The sequence below is a fragment of the Zhengella sp. genome (genome assembly GCF_041397485.1).
Lineage (GTDB): Bacteria > Pseudomonadota > Alphaproteobacteria > Rhizobiales > Rhizobiaceae > Zhengella.
This window is the reverse complement of the sequence record NZ_JAWKWO010000001.1, coordinates 606396-627194: the sequence shown is the minus strand read 5'-3', so window position 1 is coordinate 627194 and position 20799 is coordinate 606396. Positions and strand designations below refer to the sequence as shown.

Genomic DNA, 20799 nt, shown 5'->3' with positions numbered 1-20799 from the left:
CGCATGGCCCTCGTGCGCGCGGCCACGACCTCCATCGATGCGCGCTACTACATCTGGCACCGCGACATGACGGGCATCGTCCTGATGCGCGAATTGCTGGCAGCGGCCGAACGCGGCGTGAAAGTGCGCCTGCTGGTCGATGACAACGGCACGCCCGGTTTCGATGCCGAGATGGCCGCATTCGCCCGCCATCCGAACATGGAAGTGCGGATCTTCAACCCCTTCATGCTGCGCCGGCCGCGGCTGCTGAATTATGCCTTCGATTTCTTCCGCCTGAACCGGCGCATGCACAACAAGTCGCTGACCGTCGACGGCCTGGCCACCATCGTCGGCGGCCGCAATGTCGGCGATGAATACTTTGCCGCCGGCGACAGCCTGTTCATCGATCTCGATGTCCTGGCGGTCGGCGATGCGGTTCCGGCCGTGGCCGACGACTTCGACGCCTACTGGGCAAGCCGGTCCGCCATTCCCGCCCGGACCGTTCTTGCCGGCCAATCCGGTTCCACCGATGGCCTGCTGCGCGACGCCGCCGAGCAGGACCGGGCGCAGGCCTTTGCCGACTACCGGTCGGCCCTGCGCCAGAGCAAGCTGATCGGGCGGGTGGCGCGCGGCGAGGACATTTTCCGCTGGCGCAAGGCGCAGCTCTATTCCGACGATCCGGCAAAGGGGCAGGGGCCGGTGCCGGAAAACCGCCTGCTGATCGCCCGCCTGTTCGAAGGCATCGGCGAGCCGGCCACAAGCGTCAACCTCGTTTCCCCCTATTTCATTCCGGGCAGGATCGGTGCGGCCGCGCTGTCGGACTGGGCGGGGCAGGGTGTGACTGTGTCCGTTCTCACCAATTCGCTGGAAGCCACGGATGTGTCAGCGGTTCATGCCGGTTATGTGAAATACCGCAAGGAACTGCTCAAGGCCGGCATCGGCCTGTTCGAACTGCGGCGCGAAACCGGCGTGCCGGGCGGTCATGGCCGGCTCGGCCTTGCCGGTTCTTCCGCCTCCAGCCTGCATGCCAAGACCTTCTCGGTGGACGGGCGGCACATCTATGTCGGTTCGTTCAACTTCGACCCGCGCTCGGCACTGCTCAACTGCGAAATGGGCCTTGTCGTGGAGGATGCCGCGCTGGCCGGGGAGCTGGACAAGGCCTTTGCCGACACGGTTCCCGCTGCTGCCTGGGCGGTCTCGCTGGCGGAGGATGACAGCCTGCTTTGGCGCGGACAGGAAGAGGGCCGGACGATCACGCGGCGTGACGAACCGGGAGGGTCCGTGCTGCGCTCGGTCCTGCTGACAGTGATCGGTTGGCTGCCGGTTGAGTGGTTGCTCTGAAGCAATTTCAGCGAAAGTTGCAGACTTTCGCGCTCGCGAAATTGCGTTGAGGGGTGCAGCAATTTCAGCGAAAGTTGCAGCCTTTCGCGCCCGCGAAATTGCGTTGAGGGGTGAAGCAATTTCAGCGAAAGTTGCAGACTTTCGCGCTCGCGAAATTGCAGGGAAAAAGGCGGCAACGCAAGCCGGCGCACCGCCGCCAGGCACCCGTCAGGGCTGAAGATCGGCGATCGGAACGGTGTGGTCGTGCAGGAAGCGACGGGCGCCATCCTCGTCGATCTCGCCGGCCGCGACTCCCATCACCAGTTCATAGACGAGGTTGTCATTGGCTGTTAGCGCGTAGCCGTTGTCGAGCAGGAAGACGCCGCAGACGACCAGCGCCGTGCGTTTGTTGCCGTCCACGAAAGGGTGATTTTTCGCCATGCCGAACAGGTAGGCTGCGGCAAGCTCGAAGACGTCAGGATCACCGTATGCTGCCTTGTTCCGGGGACGATCAAGGGCACTCTCCAGTGCATTTGCATCACGCAATCCCTGACCGCCGCCATGGCGGCGCAACTGTTCCCTGTGCGCTGCCTCTGCGAGGTCGCGGTCGACAAAGTTCCAGGTCACTTCGCCAGTTCCGACAGGGCCACCTTGTACTGGTCCATGATCCTGCGAGCCGCATCCATTTGGCGGGCGAACTTGTCGTTTGCCGGCCGTATGATCAGGCCATTCTCGGTTTCGACGAAATCGATGGAATCACCGCTCTTGAGGTTCAAACGCTCCAGAATTTCCTTGGGAATGATGACTCCTTCGGAATTGCCAATCTTGCGGATGGTAGCGGTCATGCTCTGCCTCCGATGTTGCAACATGCATTATAACATTGGCGCAGCGCTGTTACAACGCCTGTTGCAACAGGCGTCAGTCCTGCGCCATCAGCAGCGAGACGACCTCGCCGGCCGCTTCGGCGATCACCGTGCCGGGTCCGAATATGGCTGCCGCTCCTGCTTCACGCACCGCCGCGTGGTCCTGCGGCGGGATGACGCCACCGGCCACGACCAGGATGTCGCCGCGTCCGCGCGCCTCCAGCGCCGTCTTCAGTTCCGGGATCAGCGTCAGATGGCCGGCGGCCAGCGAGGATGCGCCGACCACATGCACATCATGCTCGACGGCCAGTTCCGCCACTTCCTCCGGCGTCTGGAACATGGCGCCCACGACCACGTCAAAGCCCAGGTCGCCGAACGCCGTGGCAATCACCTTCTGGCCGCGGTCATGGCCGTCCTGGCCCATCTTGGCCACGAGAATGCGCGGGCGTTCGCCCTTCTTCTCCTCGAATGCCTCCACCTGCTCGATCGCCGCCTCCACCCGCGGGTCGTCGCCGGCGGTACGGCGATAGACGCCGGCAATCGTGCGGATGTCTGCGACATGGCGCCCGAAGGCCTTTTCCAGCGCCAGGCTGATCTCGCCCACGGTCGCCTTCGCGCGGGCGGCGCGAATGGCAAACGCCAGCAGGTTGCCATCGCCGGTTGCCGCATCCGTCAGTGCCGAAAGCGCGGCCTCCACGGCGGCAACATCGCGTGTGCCTTTCAGTTCCTGAAGCTTGGAAAGCTGGCGCGCGCGCACCTGCGCATTGTCCACCTTGAGTACGTCGACGGCGCGGTCCTCCTCGGGCCGGAATGCATTGACGCCGATGACCGGCTGCTGTCCGGTGTCGATGCGCGCCTGCGTGCGCGCTGCGGCCTCCTCGATGCGCATCTTCGGCACGCCCTTTTCGATGGCTGCGGCCATGCCGCCGAGGTTTTCCACTTCCTCGATATGGGCCAGCGCGCGCACCGCGAGATCCTGCGTCAGCCGTTCGACGAAGGCAGAGCCGCCCCAGGGGTCGATCATCCGCGTGGTGCCGGATTCATGCGCCAGGACAAGCTGGGTGTTGCGGGCGATCCGGGCGGAATGGTCGGTCGGCAAGGCCAGCGCCTCGTCGAAGGCATTGGTGTGCAGCGATTGCGTGTGGCCCTGCGTGGCCGCCATGGCCTCCACCATGGTGCGCATCACGTTGTTCCAGGGATCCTGCGCCGTCAGCGACCATCCCGAGGTCTGGCAATGGGTGCGCAGCGACAGCGAGCGCTCATCGCGCGGGGTGAACTCCTTTTGCATCAGCGTGGCCCAGATCAGGCGTGCCGCCCGCAACTTGGCCACTTCCATGAAGAAATTCATGCCGATGGCCCAGAAGAAGGAAAGGCGCGGCGCGAACGCATCGATGGGAAGTCCGGCCGCAACCCCCGCGCGGGCATATTCGATGCCGTCGGCAATCGTGTAGGCCAGTTCCAGATCCGCCGTCGCCCCGGCTTCCTGCATGTGATAGCCTGAAATGGAAATGGAATTGAATCGCGGCATGTGCGCCGAGGTATAGGCGAAGATGTCGGAAATGATCCGCATCGACGGCTTGGGCGGATAGATATAGGTGTTGCGGACCATGAACTCCTTGAGAATGTCGTTCTGGATGGTCCCGGACAGCTTCTCCTGCGAAACGCCCTGTTCCTCCGCCGCTACGACATAGAGCGCCATGATCGGCAGCACGGCGCCGTTCATGGTCATGGAAACGCTCATCTCGTCGAGCGGAATGCCGTCGAAAAGCTGGCGCATGTCGAGAATGGAATCGATGGCAACACCCGCCATGCCCACATCGCCGGCCACGCGCGGATGGTCGGAATCATAGCCGCGATGGGTGGCCAGGTCGAAGGCCACCGACAGCCCCTTCTGGCCGGCGGCCAGGTTGCGCCGGTAGAAGGCATTGGAGTCCTCCGCCGTGGAGAAGCCGGCATATTGGCGGATCGTCCAGGGCCGCTGTACATACATGGTGGGGTAGGGGCCGCGCAGGAAAGGTGGCGCGCCGGGCACGGTGGAAGCGATGGCAAGGCCCCGCAGATCCTTCTCGCCATAGGCATGGCGCACGTCAATGCCTTCGGGGGTCGTCCATGGCTCGCCTTCGGCAAGGCGCGAAGGAACGCTGCCTGGCCGCTTCCATGCCGTCCTGGTGAAATCCGGGATCATGACGCCCCTCCGGCCAATTGTTCGATGCGCGCCACGTCCAGCCGCTCGCAGCGCACGGTTCCGTCCGTCGGCATGGGCCGGCGTTGCGCGTCGAGCACGTCCACCGTCCGGTCCTCGGCTGGCGGGTAGAGCGTGGCGCCGACCAGCACGCGGCTGCCCTCGCGATAGGCGCGTGCCCGCGTCTCGCCGGCCGCTTTCACGCGGGCCTGGAAATGACCGCCCAGCAGGCTTTGCAAAATGCCGCCTTCCGCCTCGATGGCCTGGAATTCATTCCATGCCGCTTCACACAGCCCGTCCGTCAGCGCTTCCACGGCGCCCGAACCCGAGGCCGGATCGGCGACGAACCACAGGCGGCTTTCTTGCGCCAGCACAAGCTGGGTGTTGCGGGCCAGGCGGCGCGCGAAGGCATCGGGAAGGCCATGGGCAAAGGTGTGCGGCAGGACCGAGATCGTGTCCGCACCGCCGGCCGCCGCCGCGAAACAGGCAATCGTGTTTCGCAACAGGTTCGTTTCCGCGTCCCTCGACGTCAGCATGCGGAAGGATGTCTCCGCATGGATCGACGTGGCCGACGGATCGATGCCGCAGGCTTCCTGCAGGCGTGTCCACAGCAGGCGCAGCGCCCGGATTTTCGCCATGGTCATGAACTGGTCGGCATCCGCCGAGACGCAGAAGCCGATATGCGGCGCGGCATAGACGAGCGGCTGGCGCGCCTCCTCGAACATGCGCATGTGACTGGCCGCAAGCGACAGCATGGCCGCCAGTTCCTGCGCCTCCGTTGCCCCGGCATTGTGGTAGACCCGCCCGTCCGCTTCCAGCAGCACGCCCGGCACCTGCATGGCGAAGAAATGCGCCAGCGATTGCGGCATGGAGGCCCGCAACGCCTCGATCGACATGCGCAGGCGCCCCGTTCCGGCGAAGACGGCGGCCGGATCGATGCCGAAGGAGAGCGACAGCGAAGCCGGGTTGACCCGCTTCCTGGTCATCAGCGCCACCATCCAGTCCAGCGAATTGCGGCTGGAAGGATGCACGTCGATGCGCAGATGCGTCTTGTCCAGCGGTGTGGCCTCCAGCACGGCGGCCAGCGAATCGGCTGACGCCGGCAGGCCGTAGCCGAAGGCATTCGGCGCACCCTCGAAGACGAGCGCCAGACCCGTGGCGCCACCCTCCAGGTCGGCCGCGATCTGCGCTTTCGCGCGATCGATGTCAGGATCGTCGACCCGTTGCACCCGCGTCCATGGGCTGCCGGCATTGTGGCCGGCGATCAGGCGCGGTTGCGCTGCCTGGGATAGCGGCTCGATGCGGATGCCGTCATCGCTGCGCGAGACCAGCGTTTCCTCGAAATCAGCGCCTTTCAGCGCCTTTTCCGCCAGCCTTCGCCAGTCGTCCAGTCCCAGTGCCTCGAATGTTGATTGCTTGAGGACCGCCGCGTCCATTCCACCTCCGATCCGGCATGGTTGCGATGCCGTCGCCAGACTTTATGGTCGTGCCTTGCGGGGGGCAATGCCACATTCGCCAAAGCGTGTCATCGGCGTTCGGGCGCGGCGTGCCTGCAACACTTTTTCGCATGACGTGAGCGCGGGCGTTCCGACGCGCCATTGTGGCAGCGCCGGGCCTTGGCTATACCCGCTACAGGTCGGGCGCGAATGGAGGGCAGCTATGAGTGCGGCGGACAGGATATTCCTTGGCGCGAGCCGGACACCGGACGATGCCTGGCAGCGGCCTGAAGAGCTGCTGCTCAAATATGCCAACCGCCATGGGCTGATTACCGGCGCCACGGGCACGGGCAAGACGGTGACGCTGCAAATCCTGGCGGAAGCCTTTTCCAATGCAGGCGTTCCGGTCTTCGCCGCCGACATCAAGGGCGACCTGTCGGGCATCGCCGCCATGGGCGAGCCGAAGGACTTCCTCGCCAGGCGGGCCGAGACCATTCGTCTTGACGGCTATGCCTTCCAGGAGTTCCCGGTCATCTTCTGGGATCTGTTCGGCGAACAGGGACACCCGATCCGCACCACGATCTCGGAAATGGGACCGCTTCTCCTGGCGCGCCTGATGGACCTTTCGGAAGCCCAGGAAGGCGTGCTCAACATCGCCTTCCAGATCGCCGACGAACAGGGCCTGCTGCTGCTCGACATGAAGGACCTGCAATCGCTTCTGGTTCATGTCGCCGATCATGCCGACGAGATCTCCAAGCGCTATGGAAATGTCCACAAGGCGTCCGTCGGCGCCATCCAGCGTTCGCTTCTGGTGCTGGAGCGCCAGGGCGGGACCCATTTTTTCGGCGAGCCGGCGCTGCGCATCGCCGACATCATGCGCACCACGCCGGACGGGCGCGGCGCAGTCAATGTCCTGGCCGCCGACAAGCTGATGATGAATCCGCGCCTTTACGGCACGTTCCTGCTCTGGCTGCTTTCCGAACTCTTCGAGGAATTGCCCGAAGTGGGCGATCCGGACAAGCCGCGCCTGGTCTTCTTCTTCGACGAGGCGCATATCCTGTTCGACGAGGCGCCGCGAATCCTGCTCGAACGTATCGAGCAGGTGGTCCGGCTGATTCGCTCGAAGGGCGTGGGCGTCTTTTTCGTCACGCAGAATCCGCTCGATGTGCCCGACACCGTGCTTGCCCAGCTCGGCAACCGAATCCAGCATGCCCTGCGCGCCTACACGCCGCGCGAACAGAAGGCGGTGAAGACGGCGGCCGACACGTTCCGGCCGAACCCGGATTTCGACACCTACGAACAGATCACGCAACTTGGCGTCGGCGAGGCACTGGTCTCCACGCTTGAGGCCAAGGGCGTGCCATCGATGGTTCAGCGCACGCTGATCCGTCCGCCATCGTCGCGCCTTGGGCCGATCACCGATCAGGAGCGCCGGAAGATTCTCGCGCTGAGCCCCGTCGCCGGCCAGTATGACGAGGCGGTGGATCGGGAATCTGCCTATGAGACGCTTCAGAAGCGCGCCAGGCAGGCCGCACTGGAAGAAGAGGAGGCGCGCAAGCGCGAGGAGGAAGAGGAGCGCCGCGAGGCCGAACTGCGCGACCGCGAGCGCGATGAGCGCGAAAGCTCCGGCGGCTGGACCATTCCGGGATGGGGCTCCGACGATGACAGCCGCCGCTCGTCACGCAAGTCGTCGCGGCGCGGTTCCTACAAGCGCCAGAGCGTCACGGAAGCGGCCATCAAGTCCGTGGTCCGCTCTGTCGGCTCATCGCTCGGCCGCGCGCTGGTGCGCGGAATCCTGGGCAGCCTGCGCCGCTGAGCGGGGCGTGGCGGGCGACAGGAAAGCCGGCGGCACGTGCCGGCTTTCCCGCATTGCCGGTTGGCAGTGCGTCAGGCCACCGGGCCGTAGAGATTGGCTGTCACCACGACCGGCGTCTGTTCGGGGACGCGGTTGTAAAGGTCGATGATGTCCTGGTTCATCAGGCGAACGCAGCCCGACGAGACGTTCTTGCCGATCGACCACCATTCCGGCGAGCCGTGCAGGCGGTAGAGCGTGTCCTTGCCATCCTCGTAGATATAGAGGGCTCGCGCGCCGAGCGGGTTGTCCGGCCCGCCTTCCATGCCGCCGACCCACTGGTCGTTCTCGCGGTCATAGGTCGTGCGGTATTTTTCCAGTTTCGGTTCGCGGTCGATCATTTCTTCCGGCGGATGCCATTTCGGCCAGACGGCCTTGCGCTCGATATAGCCGCGCCCGGTCCATTCGAATCCCTCGCGCCCGAGGCCCACGCCATAGCGCATGGCACGGCCGTCGGCCTGGGTGAAATAGACGAAGTGATTGTTGGTATCGACCACAAGCGTTCCCGCGGGTTCGCCGGTCACGTTGGGAACGATCTGCCGGTGATATTTGCGCGGCACTTTCTGCCATGGCACGGCGGGCACCCGGAAGCCGTTGTCCGAGACCGGCGCATACATGAGCGCGGGATCGGCCAGACCCGTCACGGCCTGTTGCGGCGCCGGCGGGGCGACAGGCCGGGCCGATTTCGATCCGCCGCGCGATGTGGAGCACCCGGCAAGGGCTGTCGCCGCAACCGCGCCGGCTCCGGTGAGGATCTGCCGCCGCGACAGGGTTGCGAGGGTTCGGGTCATCTTCTGTTTCGTCTCCAGTGTCTGCATGGCCTGTGAACGCCCGGTTTCCGGCTCCGGTTCCGGGGCGTTCACTTCCTGCACGGCTGATTGGGGCCATTGTGTGAAGCCGCGCCGGAGCGAATCGTTCCTGTTGTGGATAACAATCCTGCCCGGCAACCGACAGTCACATCGCCGTGACCAGCCCGTCGAGCGAGGGCAGGATCAGGCTTGCCGGCATGTCGGCATATTCGTCCGGCTGTCCGGTCCGGTTGATCCAGACGGTATGGAAGCCGAAATGCGAGGCGCCGGCAATGTCCCAGCGGTTCGACGACTGGAAGGAGACCGCTTCGGGGTAAAGCTTCCAGTTGGCCGAGACGAGATCGTAGACCTCGAATTTCGTCTTGAAGGTGCGCAGCGGATCGACCGAGAAGATGTCGTCGAGCAGGAGGTCGAGGCCGGACGATCTGGCCGCTGCCTCCAGCATGGCCGGCGAGCCGTTCGACAGGATGGCAAGGCGCGCGCCCTTCTGCTTCAGCGCCTTCAGCACCCCGGGCACTTCCGGATAGCAATCGAGTTTCCAATAGGCGTCGAGCAGCCGCTGGCGCAGGCTCCGGTCAACGCTGGGAACCTTCTGGAAGGCGTAGTCCAGCGCTTCTTCGGTCAATTGCCAGAAGTCCCGGTAGGTGCCGGTCATGGCCCGGATCCACGAATATTCGAGTTGCTTGGCCCGCCAGATCTCCGATAGCGCCTGGCCATCCGGCCCGGCTTCGCCTGCATGCTGGCGCACTGCGGCATGAACGTCGAAAAGTGTGCCGTAGGCGTCGAAGACAAATGCTTTGTGCGACATGGAATTCTCCCTCGCTGCGACTTTTCCGCCCGGTGTCCGTCCGCGTCAAGGCCGCGGCGCGTGAAATGCGCTGTGTTTCAGAAAGCAAAGGATTGACGTGCAACGGATTTGGGCTTTCGATGGCGCCCGCAAGAGGAAGACAAGGACGGGCATCCACCATGGCAGTCGATACGAGCGCGCAATCCGCAACCTGGACCTGGGTCGATGGGGAATGGCACGAGGGCAATCCCCCTCTGATCGGCCCGCGCACCCATGCGATGTGGCTGGGCTCGACCGTTTTCGACGGCGCGCGCTGGTTCGAGGGCGTGGCGCCCGATCTCGACCTGCATTGCCAGCGCGTCAACCGCTCGGCCGAGGCACTGCTGATGAAGCCGACCATGGGCGCCGACGAGATCGAGGCGCTGACATGGGAAGGCATCAGGCGCTTCGATGGCAACACCGCCATCTACATCAAGCCGATGTACTGGGCCGAACATGGCGGCTACATGGGCGTGCCGGCCGACCCGGACTCCACACGCTTCGCGCTTTGCCTGTTCGAAACGCCGATGATCGCGCCGGCCGGCTTCTCGGTCACGGTCTCGCCCTTCCGCCGGCCCACCGTGGAATGCATGCCGACCAACGCCAAGGCCGGCTGTCTTTATCCCAACAACGCCCGCGCCGTGCTGGAAGCCCGCGCCCGCGGTTTCGACAATTGCCTGGTGCGCGACATGCTGGGCAATGTCGCCGAAACCGGCACGTCGAACATTTTCATGGTGCGCGATGGCGAGGTCTTCACGCCCGCGCCCAATGGCACCTTCCTGTCGGGCATCACCCGCGCACGCACGATCGACCTCTTGCGCGAGAAGGGCATGACGGTGACCGAAAAGGCGCTGACCGTGGACGACTTCATGGGCGCCGATGAAATCTTCTCCACCGGGAACCATTCCAAGGTCGTGCCCGTCGTACGGATCGAGGATCGGGAATTGCAGGCCGGCCCTGTCGCCCGCACCGCGCGTGACCTCTACTGGGAGTGGGCCCACGCCTGATCCGCAGCTGCGGGTTTGCAAGCGGCGGATTTTTCTGGAAATAAGGGAGCCGGTTTCTTGCCGTCAGCCGTTGACACCTTATGTCTGTCGGCAGTCGCATTCCACCATTGCCAGAGGAGATGAAGATGGCTTTTGAACTTCCTGACCTGCCGTATGACTATGAGGCCCTCGCACCCTACATGTCGCGCGAGACGCTCGAATATCATCACGACAAGCACCACAAGGCCTATGTCGACAACGGCAACAAGCTGGCCGAGGAAGCCGGCATGGCCGGCCTGTCGCTGGAAGATGTCGTGAAGCAGAGCCATGGCAAGATTCCGGGCCTCTTCAACAATGCCGCCCAGCACTACAACCACGTTCATTTCTGGAAGTGGATGAAGAAGGACGGCGGCGGAAGCGCGCTGCCCGGCGCGTTGCTGAAGGCGGTCGATTCCGATCTCGGCGGCTACGACAAGTTCCGTTCCGACTTCATCAATGCCGGCGTCACCCAGTTCGGCTCCGGCTGGGCCTGGATTGCCGTGAAGGACGGCAAGCTGGAAATCATGAAGACGCCGAACGGCGAGAATCCGCTCGTCCACGGCGCATCGCCGATCCTGGGCGTCGATGTGTGGGAGCATTCCTACTACATCGATTATCGCAACGCCCGCCCGAAATATCTCGAGGCCTTCGTCGACAACCTCGTCAACTGGGACTACGTGCTTGAAATGTACGAGAAGGCGACCGCCTGATCGTCTTCCCGCAAGCCCCGGCGCATCCCGCCGGGGCTTTTTTCTTGCGCTGTCGCCAATGGGTGAACGTACTGTTCCCTTATGTCGCACACCACCTCACGCAAGCGTGATCCCCTTCGCGCGGCGAATCCATAAGATGATGGACGTCCGTGGCCGGAAGCCCCGGCAGGTTGAAACCAAGAGAGGACTGCTTTGATGAAGAAGATTGCCCTGGCTCTTTCCGCACTTGCCTTGTCGGCCGCTGCCGCGACGGCCGCCGACGATCCGATTGCCGTCCGCAAGGCGCTCATGCAGGCCACCGGCGCATCCGCCGGCACCGCCGGTGCCATGCTGAAGGGCGACATGGATTACAATCCTGCCGTCGCCAAGGCGTCCATCGCCACCATGGCCGCCGTTGCCAAGGCCTATGGCGACTATTTCCCGGAAGGTTCGGACATGGGTGTGGATACGACCGCGTCCCCGAAGATCTGGGAAGACATGGCGGGCTTCCAGGAAGCGCTCGCCAAGTTCCAGGCCGATACCTCGGCAGCCATGCAGGCCTCGGGCAAGGATGGCCCGGCCGATCTCGATGCCTTCAAGGCCGCGATGGGCCCGGTGCTGGGCAATTGCAAATCCTGCCATGAAGGCTTCCGCGTCAAGAAGTGACGTATGGCGCGGGACGTCAGACCATGATGCGCAAGCTCGTCCTTCTGATGGTGCTGCTCGCCGCGGGCGGCGGGCTTGCATTCTGGTTCGTGACGGCGCCAAAAACGCTTTCGGCAAGCGAAGCAGCCATACTTCCGGCGGGCAACGCGCAAGCCGGCGAACGGGTTTTCCATGCAGCCGGCTGCTCCTCCTGCCATGCCCGGCCCGACGCGGTGGGCGAGGCGAAGCTGGAACTGGCCGGCGGCCACCGCTTTGCAACCGGGTTCGGAACCTTCGTGGCCCCCAACATCTCGCCCGATCCGCAAGCGGGTATCGGGGCCTGGACGCCGGTCCAGTTCGCCAATGCGCTGCTGCATGGCGTTTCGCCATCCGGCGCGCATTTCTACCCGGCCTTTCCCTACACATCCTATGCCCGGATGACGCAACAGGACGTGGCCGACCTCTTCGCCTATATGCAGACCTTGCCGCCGGTGGCGCAGAGGGCGCCGGAAAACGAGGTTTCCTTCCCGTTCAATATCCGCCGCGCGCTCGGCGGCTGGAAGTGGCTGTACATGCGCGCCGGTCCGATCGCGGCGCTGCCCGCCGATGCAAGCGATCTGGTCCGCCGCGGGCAGTATCTCGTCGAGGGACCGGGCCATTGCGGCGAATGCCACACGCCGCGCAATGCGCTCGGCGGGCCGGACTATGCACGCTGGCTGAAGGGCGGACCCGCGGCCGAGGGGGAGGGGAAAGTGCCCGACATCACGCCGTCCGGCATCGGGTCCTGGTCGCAGAAGGACATCGCCTATTATCTTGAGAGCGGTTTCACGCCGGATTTCGACAGCGTCGGCGGCACCATGGTGGCCGTGCAGGAAAACATGGCAAAACTGCCGGCCTCCGACCGCGAGGCCATCGCCGCTTATCTGAAGGCGCTTCCCGGCGCCGGCGAATGACAGGAAGCCGGCTCCCCGCCATCGCCCGACGCGCAAACCGCCTCACGCCTCGGCAGGAGCCGGCGGCTGACCCGTGGCGCTTCTGTGGTCGGAAGCTGCGGGCGGAACCTTGAGAAAGGTCACGAGCACGGCAACCGCCAGAAAAGCCGCGATCTCGTAGGTCAGGGCAGATTTCAGCGCACCGATGAAAGCCGGGTGGGCGTCCATGCCCGCGTCGCGATCCGTCGCGAGCGTGGCGAAGAAGAGCTGCCCGCAGACGGCAATGCCCATCGCATTTCCCATCTGCTGGAAGGATTGCAGCGATCCGGATCCCGCTCCAGCATCCCTGTGCGGAACACCGGCCAGGATCGTCTGGAAAAGTGACGCAATGCCGATGCCAAGGCCCAGCCCGCCAATGAACAGCGGACCGGCCATCATGAGGCGCGGCGCGGTGTCGCCCATGGCAGAAACGACCATGTCGAGAACGCCCATGCCGGTGGCCATCAGCACCGCGCCCGCGATCAGACGCTGGCGGGGAAAGCGGCCTTTCAGGCGGCCGGACAGCAACGAGGCCAGCAATACGCCCACGGGAAAGGGAAGGGTCGTCAGGCCGGACTGCAACGGCGTCAGGCCGAAACCCGTCTGCAGGAAGATCGCCAGCACCATGAAGAATCCGGCCACCCCGGAAAAGAACAAGGTGGCGATGCCGGCGCCGAGCATGAAGTTGCCGTTCGACAGCAGCGAATAGGGGATCAGTTGCGGCTTTCGGCGGGCCTCCTGGCGCCGGATATGGTGGACGAAGAGGGCGAAAAGCCCGAATGCCGCTGCCATCAGCAGGAAGAACCACGCCGGCCATCCGAAATTGTATCCCTCGACCATGGGAAAGATCAGAAGGAAGACACCAAGCGCGGCAATCAGAACGCCCTTGACGTCGGTCCCGACATCGGGATGGCCGGGCAGGTCCGGAATGATGCGCTGACCGATGAACAGGACGGCGATGCCGACGGGAATGTTGACCAGGAAGATCGGCCGCCAGTCCAGCCCGAAGAGATCTGCGCCGATCAGGGTTCCGCCGAGAAGCGGCCCGACGACCGAGGCGAGGCCGGCTGCCAGGCCGAACAGCGAAAAGGCCTGGGCGCGTTCACGCGGCGCAAAGATGACCTGGGCGATAGCCAGCACCTGTGGCGTCATCATGCCGCCCGCCAGACCCTGCAGCGTGCGGGCCACGATCAGCGTCTCGATATTCGGCGCAAGGCCGCAAAGGGCGGAGAACAGCGTGAACAGCAGCACGCCAAGCATGAACATGCGCTTGCGTCCGGCCATGTCTCCAAGCCGCCCGAAGGGCAGCAGTGCCAGCGCGAATCCCAGCACGTAGACCGCGACCACCCACTCGATCTCGCTTGGTCCGGCATGCAGGTTTTCCTGCAAGGTCGGCAGCGCGACATTCACGATCGTCACGTCGATCAGGTTCATGAAACTTGCTGTCAGCAATGTGAAGAGCGCCGGCCAGCGCTGTGGATGGCCTTCCATCCCGGAGGCATCGAGGGGGCGGGCTTGGGTCATGATCCGGTTTCCAGGCTGGTTGCGGGGCGCCCGACAGGGCGCCGGAGCTACATAACGCGTTCGTCCGATTCTGACAGGGGCAGGCTCTCAGGGACTTACCCGTGCAACCCGCTTGCCACAAGGCCGGCAGCGAGCGCTGCATAGCGCCCGGACTTGGCCAGGGTGACGATGGCGAGAAAGCGCCAGAACGGTTCGCGCATCGCACCGGCAACGAGCGTCAAAGGATCGCCGACAATCGGCACCCAGGAGGCCAGCAGCGACCAGTATCCGTATCGGTTGTACCAGGCCCGTGCCCGGTCCAGCCGGCGGGACGACTCGTGACCAGGCTGCGCCGGCGCCATCCGCGCCGCCTGCATGCCCAGCCACCAGTTCACGCAGGAGCCGAGGACATTGCCAACCGATGCGACGGCCACGGCGCTCAGCACGGGCACCAGCCCCGCCGCCAGCAGGCCCGCCAGAACGCCTTCCGATGTTCCGGGCAGCAGCGTGGCGGAGGTGAAGGCCGAGACGAACAGGCCGGCAAGGCCGGCATCGCCGGCCAGCGGCAGATCAGTCATCCGCCTTGCCGGTCACCTTCAGCGCGAAGGCATAGGTATAGGCGATTTCCTCCAGCCTTGAGAAGCGGCCGGATGCGCCGGCATGGCCGGCATCCATGTTGATCCGGAACAGCACCGGATTGCCGGAGGTGGAGAATTCGCGCAGCTTCGCCACCCATTTGGCCGGCTCCCAATAGGTCACGCGCGGATCCGTCAGCCCGGCCACGGCCAGGACCGGCGGATAGGGCAGGGCAGCAACATTGTCATAGGGGCTGTAGGCGGCAATCGTGGCGTAATCCGCCGGCGATGTGATGGGATTGCCCCATTCCGGCCATTCCGGCGGGGTCAGCGGCAGCGTGTCGTCCAGCATCGTGTTGAGCACGTCCACGAAGGGCACTTCGGCGATGATCGCGCCGAAATCGGCCGGAGCCATGTTGGCCACCGCGCCCATCAGCATGCCGCCGGCCGAGCCGCCATGCGCGACGATGCGGTCATGGGCAGTAAAGCCTTCCCCGACCAGATGCCGTGCCGCCGCGATGAAGTCGGTGAAGGTGTTGACCTTCTTCTCCCGCTTGCCATCCTCGTACCAGTGATAGCCCTTGTCCTTGCCGCCCCGGATATGGGCGATGGCATAGACGAAACCGCGATCGACCAGGCTCAGGCAATTGGTGTTGAAGGCGGCCGGAATGGTGATGCCGTAGGATCCGTATCCATAGAGCAGGCAGGGCGCGGTGCCGTCGAGCGGCGTGTCCTTGCGGTAGAGCAGCGAGACGGGCACGGTCTCGCCATCGGGCGCTGGCGCATGGATGCGCCGCGTCACATAGGCGTCCGCGTCATGGCCGGAAGGCACTTCCTGGGTCTTCAGCAGCACCCGCTCGCGCGTTGCCATGTCATAGTCGAACACCTGTGAGGGCGTCGTCATGGACGAATAGGAAAAGCGGATGATATCCGTATCGTATTCAAGCGACCCGATCAGGCCCAGCGAATAGGCCTCCTCGTCGAAGGCGATGGCGTGTTCCGTCCCGCTGGCCCGATCGCGGATGACGATGCGCGGCAGGCCATCCTTGCGCTCCAGCCGCACCAGGTGTCGCGCAAAACCCATGATGGAGAGGATCAGTCGGCCCGGCTCGTGCGGCACGAGTTCCACCCAGTTTTCCGGAACCGGATTGTCGGCCGGCGCCGTCATCACCTTGAAATCCTTGGCACCGTCGGCATTGGTCAGGATGAAGAAGATGTCGCCGCCTTCTTCCAGGTCATATTGCATTCCTGCCTTGCGGGCGGCCACGAGTTTCGGTTCGAAGGACGAACCGTCGGCCGGCAGAATGCGGTATTCCGATGTCTCGTGATCGTGGATCGAGATCAGGATATGGCGGTTGTCACGGGTTCCGCCGCAGCCCATGAAGAAGCCGGGATCGGTCTCTTCATAGATCAGCCGGTCCTGCGAAACGTCGCTGCCGACACGGTGATAGAGAAGCCTGGAGGGGCGATGGCTCTCATCGAGGCGTGAATAGAAGAAGCCCGTGGACTGCGCGTCCCAGGTGCCGCTGCCGCCCGTATCCTCCACCCGGTCCACGAGATCCTGGCCGGTGGAAAGGTCGCGCACCGTCAGGGTGTAGAATTCCGACCCCTTGTCGTCATGCCCCCACAGCAGTCGGGCATGATCGGGCGAATGATCGGCGCTGGCGAGCCGGAAATAGGCCTTGTCCTCGGCTTCCCTGTCGCCGTCGAGCAGCATGTCCCGGTCACCGCCCTCGCGCGGAGTGCGGAAAAAGCGCGGTTGCTCGCCGCCGGTGACGAAGGAGGAGCCATAGGCGAAGGGGCCGTCCTTCATCGGGACCGACGAATCGTCTTCCTTGATGCGGCCCTTCATTTCGGCGAACAGGGTCTCGCGCAGCGCTTCCGTATCGGCCATCCAGGCGGTCTGGTAGTCGTTTTCCGCTTCCAGGTGGGCGCGAATCTCCCCGTCAAGCCGGGAGGGATCCTTGAACATGTCCTGCCAGTTCTCCGCCCGCATCCAGGCATAGGCATCGCTGCGCGTGACGCCGTGACGCGTGTCGCTGACGGGGTGCTGGGGCGCGTGAGGTGCGGGCATGTCGCGAAGGGGTCGTGCTTTGGTCATGGTGTCCCGGTTTTTCGCTGGGGCGGAAAGTGGAGGCGCGCGCGAAGCGCTGACGGCCTCAGACATAATGGCAAAGCGCGCGCAAGGAAACCTCGGGCAAGCGGGCAAGCGCCGGGCAAGCCCGGCATGGGAGGTTGTGATCGGGCGCCATGGACCCCTGTAGCGCCGGAAGGCTCCGGCAGGGCTTGCTCCCGGCCCGGCCGGAGCCCTTTTCAGCGATCCGCACAAGCGGCGCCCGCGCTGCGTCAATCCTCGTCCGGGTGGAAATCCAGCGCCAGCCCGTTCATGCAATAGCGCAGACCCGTCGGCGCCGGACCGTCATTGAACACATGGCCCAGATGTCCGCCGCAATCGGCGCAGCGAACCTCGGTGCGGCGCATGAACCACGACCGGTCCTCGTGCTGGCTGACGGCGTCCTCTCCGGCCGGCGCGTAGAAACTTGGCCAGCCGGTGCCGGATTCGAACTTCGCCTCGGAACGGAACAGCGGCTTTCCGCAGCCCGCACACCGGAACATGCCGGCCCGTTTTTCGCCGTTGAGCGGGGATGTGCCGGCCCGTTCCGTGCCGTGTTCGCGCAGAACGTGATATTGCTCCGGCGTCAGTTCCTCGCGCCACTCGGCATCGCTTTTCTCGATCTTCATCTTTTCCACGCCGTGAAATCTCCTCTTTCCGTCTCTGACGGTTCTGCTCGTAATATAGGATTGGCAGTTGCTTTTTCATCCGGGTGCGGGGACGTTTTCGTTGAATAAACCGCGCGGAAACGGCTTTGCCAGCCCGGCTGCCCTTGCCGCGCGGCCAACATTTCCATAATTGAAAAGGAGCGGGCGCGCCGGGGGGCGGGCCAGAACGAAAAGAAACTGGAACCGGACATGGCGTCAGCCCCGTCTCTCACCTTTCTTGTGCTTCTGCTGCCCTTTCTGGCTGCGGCGGCCGCTCCGTCACTGACCCGGGCCTTGAAGCACAATGCGGCATGGCTCCTGGCACTGGTGCCCTTGTTCAATGTGGCGCATTTCGCGGGCTTCCTGCCGGAGATCGCCGCCGGCAATCCGGTGACCGGCGGCTATGCCTGGGTGCCGGACTTCAATGTCAATTTCTCCTGGTATCTGGACGGCCTGTCGCTGACCTTTGCCCTTCTCGTCACGGGAATCGGCACGCTGATCGTGCTCTATGCCGGCGGATATCTGAAGGGGCATGCGGATCAGGGCCGCTTCTTCTCATTCATCCTGATGTTCATGGGCGCCATGCAGGGCCTTGTTGTCGCGGACAATTTCCTGACGCTCTTCGTGTTCTGGGAACTGACGTCGATCACGTCCTTCCTGCTGATCGGCTTCGACCATTCGCGCGAGGCTTCGCGCCGCGCCGCCATTCAGGCGCTCGTGGTGACGGGCCTGGGCGGGCTGTCGCTGCTGGCCGGTCTTCTGCTCATCTGGAACATCACCGGCGTTTCGGAACTTTCGCTGCTGCTGGCCACGGGCGATACGCTGCGCGATAGCCCGTTCTATCTGGCCGCCTTCCTGCTCATCCTTGGCGGGGCCTTCACCAAGTCGGCGCAGTTTCCGCTGCATTTCTGGCGTCCCAACGCCATGGAAGCGCCCACGCCCGTGTCGGCCTATCTGCATTCCGCCACCATGGTGAAGGCAGGCGTCTACCTCTTGATGCGGCTGAACCCGGTCATGGGCGAGACAGTGCTGTGGGAAACGGTGCTGCCGGTCTTCGGTGGAACGACGCTGCTTGTCGGCACTTTCCTGGCCGTTCGCCAGACCGATCTGAAGCTGATGCTGGCTTATACGACGGTGGCCTCGCTCGGCCTGCTGGTCATGCTGACCGGGTTCGGCAGTGAACAGGCCATCGCCGGGGCCGTGCTCTACCTGATCGCCCATTCCATGTTCAAGGGCGGGCTGTTCATGGTCGCCGGGCTTGTCGATCATGAATCCGGCACGCGCGACATCACCCGCCTTGGCGGATTGCGCAAGGCCATGCCGGTGACTTTTGCCGCAGCCCTGCTGGCAGCCCTCTCGATGGGCGGCCTCCCGCCCTTCTTCGGCTTTCTTGCCAAGGAAGAGATGTACTACGCGCTGGCCAGGGGTGATGTCTGGAGCATGGCCGTGCTGGCGACCGCTGTTCTCGGCAATGGCCTGATGTTCGTGATCGGCTTCGCTGTCGCGCTGAAGCCCTTCCTCGGCGCTCCGGTGGAAACGCCCAAACACGCCCATGAGGGGCCGGTCCTGCTCTGGCTGGGGCCGCTGACGCTGGCCCTTGCCGGTCTCGGGGCCGCCATTTTCTCCGGTGTCAGCCACCATTTCTTCTCGTCCCCGATGGCCGGTGCGGTCGCCGGTACGCCCGTACCCGTCGAGATCACCGTGGTGCCCCATGCCGGTGCCGCACTCTACCTTTCGCTGGCAACGATTGCCCTCGGCATCGTCCTGTATCTGGCTCTGGACCGGCTGCGCCATGCAATGACCACGGTGCTGAACGCCATCGGATGGGGTCCCGACCAGGGCTTCGACCAGGTCATGCGCGGCCTCGTGCGCATGGCGAACGCGGTGACCCGCCACATTCACAACGGCCGCATGGAAGTCTACATGACGGTGACCTTCGCCGGCATCGCTGCCGCGTTGCTGCTGCCGATGTGGCTTTTCGGCGAGGGGCCGTCATGGCCCGCCTTCCCGGAACTTCCCTTCTACGAGTGGACCATTCTCGTCATTGCCGTGATCGGGATCGGCGCTGTCATCTCGGCCAAGAACCGCCTGACGGCCATTGTCTCGCTCGGCATCCAGGGCTTCGCCGTGGCGGTCATCTTCATGCTCCTCGGGGCGCCGGACCTGTCCTTCACCCAGTTCATGGTGGAAACGCTGTCCGTCGTCATCCTCGCCCTTGTCATGACACGGCTTCGCCTGTCGCCGGCCGACCACAGGCCGACGGGCGAGAAACTGGTGGACATGGCGATCGCGGGTGCGGCCGGCGCGGGCTTCGGCCTGGCGCTTCTCAAGGTCACGCAGATGCCGTTCAACACGGAGCTGACGGACTTCTTCAACACCTATGCGCGGGCGATTGCCCATGGCCGCAACATCGTCAATGTCATCATCGTCGATTTCCGCGGGCTGGACACGCTGGGCGAGATTGCCGTCGTCATGGTCACCGGGCTCGCCATCCTTGCACTGATCCGCATTCGCAAGCCGCGCAGGGAAACGGCCGCCGGACCGGGGGAGGGATAGGCCATGCGCACGATCATTTTCCGCACCGTCGCGCCCTTTCTGGCCAGCCTCATGGTCCTGTTTTCGCTCTTCGTGCTGCTGCGTGGCCACAACGAGCCGGGCGGCGGCTTCATCGGCGGCCTGATCGCGGCCTCGGCCTTCGCGATCTACGGTATCGCCTGCGGCGTGTCGCCGGTTCGCCGGGCCATGTATTTTCACCCGATGGCGATTTCCGGCTTCGGCTTGTTCATGGCCTCCATGGCCGGCATCGCCTCCTTGTTTGCTGCTGTCCCCTTCCTGACGGGTCTCTGGACGGAGCCGGAAATATTCGGCGTCAAGCTCGCCCTGTCGACACCGCTGGTCTTCGACATCGGGGTCTACCTCGTGGTCGTGGGGTCCATCACCTCCATTGCACTGGCACTTGAGGAAAGGGAGGACGACTGATGGAAACCGCCCTGGCCGTTCTGGTCGGCCTGTTCTTTGCCGTCGCGATCTACCTGCTCCTGTCGAGGCATACGATCCGCATACTGCTCGGGGTCGCGTTGCTCGGAAACGCCGTCAACCTGCTGATCTTCACGGCCGGAAGGGTGCTGCGCGAAACGCCGCCCATCATTCCGGAAGAGTTCTACACGCCGCCCACTGAAGTGGCGAATGCGCTGCCCCAGGCCCTGATCCTGACCGCGATCGTGATTTCCTTCTCCTTCTTCGCCTTCCTTCTGGTGCTGGCCTACCGTGCCTATCAGGACATCGGTACCGACGACACCGACGAGATGCGGCTTGCCGAGCCGGAAAGCGATCGCATGCCACCCCTGGGATACTGAGGCGAAAG

General features: G+C 64.4%; 19 protein-coding genes. 9 read left to right on the top strand and 10 right to left on the bottom strand.

Annotated features, from left to right (window positions below):
- Positions 1-3: 3 nt before the first annotated feature.
- Entirely contained in the window at positions 4-1320 is a 1317-nt protein-coding gene (locus R3D65_RS02915; protein ID WP_371274345.1) for a phospholipase D family protein, read from the top strand.
- 207 nt (positions 1321-1527) lie between these two features.
- Here the strand turns inward: R3D65_RS02915 and R3D65_RS02910 are convergent, their stop codons facing one another.
- The 4 genes from R3D65_RS02910 to R3D65_RS02895 all read right to left on the bottom strand — a co-directional run bounded on the left by R3D65_RS02910 (position 1528) and on the right by R3D65_RS02895 (position 5780).
- Positions 1528-1926, bottom strand: a complete 399-nt coding sequence (locus tag R3D65_RS02910; protein WP_371273729.1) for a type II toxin-antitoxin system death-on-curing family toxin — start codon at positions 1924-1926, stop codon at positions 1528-1530.
- On the bottom strand, positions 1923-2144 hold the full coding sequence (locus R3D65_RS02905) for an AbrB/MazE/SpoVT family DNA-binding domain-containing protein (RefSeq protein WP_371273728.1): 222 nt from the start codon (positions 2142-2144) through the stop codon (positions 1923-1925). Before R3D65_RS02905 ends, R3D65_RS02910 begins: the two co-directional genes overlap by 4 nt.
- A gap of 73 nt (positions 2145-2217) precedes the next feature.
- Positions 2218-4347 carry a methylmalonyl-CoA mutase gene (gene scpA, locus R3D65_RS02900; protein ID WP_371273727.1) on the bottom strand — a complete coding sequence of 710 codons (2130 nt, stop codon included), beginning with the start codon at positions 4345-4347 and terminating at the stop codon, positions 2218-2220.
- Entirely contained in the window at positions 4344-5780 is a 1437-nt protein-coding gene (locus tag R3D65_RS02895) for a methylmalonyl-CoA mutase family protein (protein WP_371273726.1), read from the bottom strand. Before R3D65_RS02895 ends, scpA begins: the two co-directional genes overlap by 4 nt.
- A 223-nt stretch (positions 5781-6003) precedes the next feature.
- On the opposite strand from R3D65_RS02895, the gene R3D65_RS02890 reads away from it, so the two are divergent.
- Positions 6004-7596 carry a helicase HerA-like C-terminal domain-containing protein gene (locus R3D65_RS02890; RefSeq protein WP_371273725.1) on the top strand — a complete coding sequence of 531 codons (1593 nt, stop codon included), beginning with the start codon at positions 6004-6006 and terminating at the stop codon, positions 7594-7596.
- 71 nt (positions 7597-7667) lie between these two features.
- Here the strand turns inward: R3D65_RS02890 and R3D65_RS02885 are convergent, their stop codons facing one another.
- Positions 7668-8423 (bottom strand): L,D-transpeptidase, encoded by a 756-nt coding sequence (locus tag R3D65_RS02885; RefSeq protein ID WP_371273724.1) that lies wholly within the window; start codon positions 8421-8423, stop codon positions 7668-7670.
- Between the two features lie 163 nt (positions 8424-8586).
- The gene (locus R3D65_RS02880) at positions 8587-9249 is read right to left on the bottom strand and encodes a haloacid dehalogenase type II (protein WP_371273723.1); all 663 of its coding nucleotides are present in this window, start codon (positions 9247-9249) and stop codon (positions 8587-8589) included.
- Positions 9250-9407: 158 nt separating this feature from the next.
- Here R3D65_RS02880 and R3D65_RS02875 point away from each other — a divergent pair, with 158 nt between their 5' ends.
- The 4 genes from R3D65_RS02875 to R3D65_RS02860 all read left to right on the top strand — a co-directional run bounded on the left by R3D65_RS02875 (position 9408) and on the right by R3D65_RS02860 (position 12579).
- A complete protein-coding gene (locus tag R3D65_RS02875) occupies positions 9408-10274 on the top strand; it encodes a branched-chain amino acid aminotransferase (protein ID WP_371273722.1) in 867 nt (288 codons plus the stop codon).
- A 125-nt stretch (positions 10275-10399) separates the two neighbouring features.
- Positions 10400-11002, top strand: coding sequence for a superoxide dismutase (locus R3D65_RS02870; protein ID WP_371273721.1), 603 nt, complete (start codon positions 10400-10402; stop codon positions 11000-11002).
- 195 nt (positions 11003-11197) lie between these two features.
- Positions 11198-11647 (top strand): cytochrome c, encoded by a 450-nt coding sequence (locus tag R3D65_RS02865; protein WP_371273720.1) that lies wholly within the window; start codon positions 11198-11200, stop codon positions 11645-11647.
- 23 nt (positions 11648-11670) lie between these two features.
- Positions 11671-12579 (top strand): cytochrome c, encoded by a 909-nt coding sequence (locus tag R3D65_RS02860; RefSeq protein WP_371273719.1) that lies wholly within the window; start codon positions 11671-11673, stop codon positions 12577-12579.
- 42 nt (positions 12580-12621) lie between these two features.
- Here R3D65_RS02860 and R3D65_RS02855 read toward each other — a convergent pair whose 3' ends face one another.
- From R3D65_RS02855 to msrB, 4 genes are all read right to left on the bottom strand, one after another.
- A complete protein-coding gene (locus R3D65_RS02855) occupies positions 12622-14121 on the bottom strand; it encodes an MFS transporter (RefSeq protein ID WP_371273718.1) in 1500 nt (499 codons plus the stop codon).
- Positions 14122-14216: 95 nt separating this feature from the next.
- The gene (locus R3D65_RS02850; protein ID WP_371273717.1) at positions 14217-14678 is read right to left on the bottom strand and encodes a YqaA family protein; all 462 of its coding nucleotides are present in this window, start codon (positions 14676-14678) and stop codon (positions 14217-14219) included.
- A complete protein-coding gene (locus R3D65_RS02845; RefSeq protein ID WP_371273716.1) occupies positions 14671-16776 on the bottom strand; it encodes a S9 family peptidase in 2106 nt (701 codons plus the stop codon). The genes R3D65_RS02850 and R3D65_RS02845 overlap by 8 nt, the downstream gene beginning before the upstream one ends.
- 245 nt (positions 16777-17021) lie before the next feature.
- Entirely contained in the window at positions 17022-17417 is a 396-nt protein-coding gene (msrB, locus tag R3D65_RS02840; protein ID WP_371274344.1) for a peptide-methionine (R)-S-oxide reductase MsrB, read from the bottom strand.
- Between the two features lie 228 nt (positions 17418-17645).
- On the opposite strand from msrB, the gene R3D65_RS02835 reads away from it, so the two are divergent.
- The 3 genes from R3D65_RS02835 to R3D65_RS02825 are packed head-to-tail and all read left to right on the top strand — an operon-like array spanning position 17646 to position 20791.
- Positions 17646-19991 (top strand): putative monovalent cation/H+ antiporter subunit A, encoded by a 2346-nt coding sequence (locus R3D65_RS02835; RefSeq protein WP_371273715.1) that lies wholly within the window; start codon positions 17646-17648, stop codon positions 19989-19991.
- Between the two features lie 3 nt (positions 19992-19994).
- On the top strand, positions 19995-20414 hold the full coding sequence (locus tag R3D65_RS02830) for a Na+/H+ antiporter subunit B (RefSeq protein ID WP_371273714.1): 420 nt from the start codon (positions 19995-19997) through the stop codon (positions 20412-20414).
- Positions 20414-20791 carry a Na+/H+ antiporter subunit C gene (locus R3D65_RS02825; RefSeq protein WP_371273713.1) on the top strand — a complete coding sequence of 126 codons (378 nt, stop codon included), beginning with the start codon at positions 20414-20416 and terminating at the stop codon, positions 20789-20791. The genes R3D65_RS02830 and R3D65_RS02825 overlap by 1 nt, the downstream gene beginning before the upstream one ends.
- Positions 20792-20799: the final 8 nt, after the last annotated feature.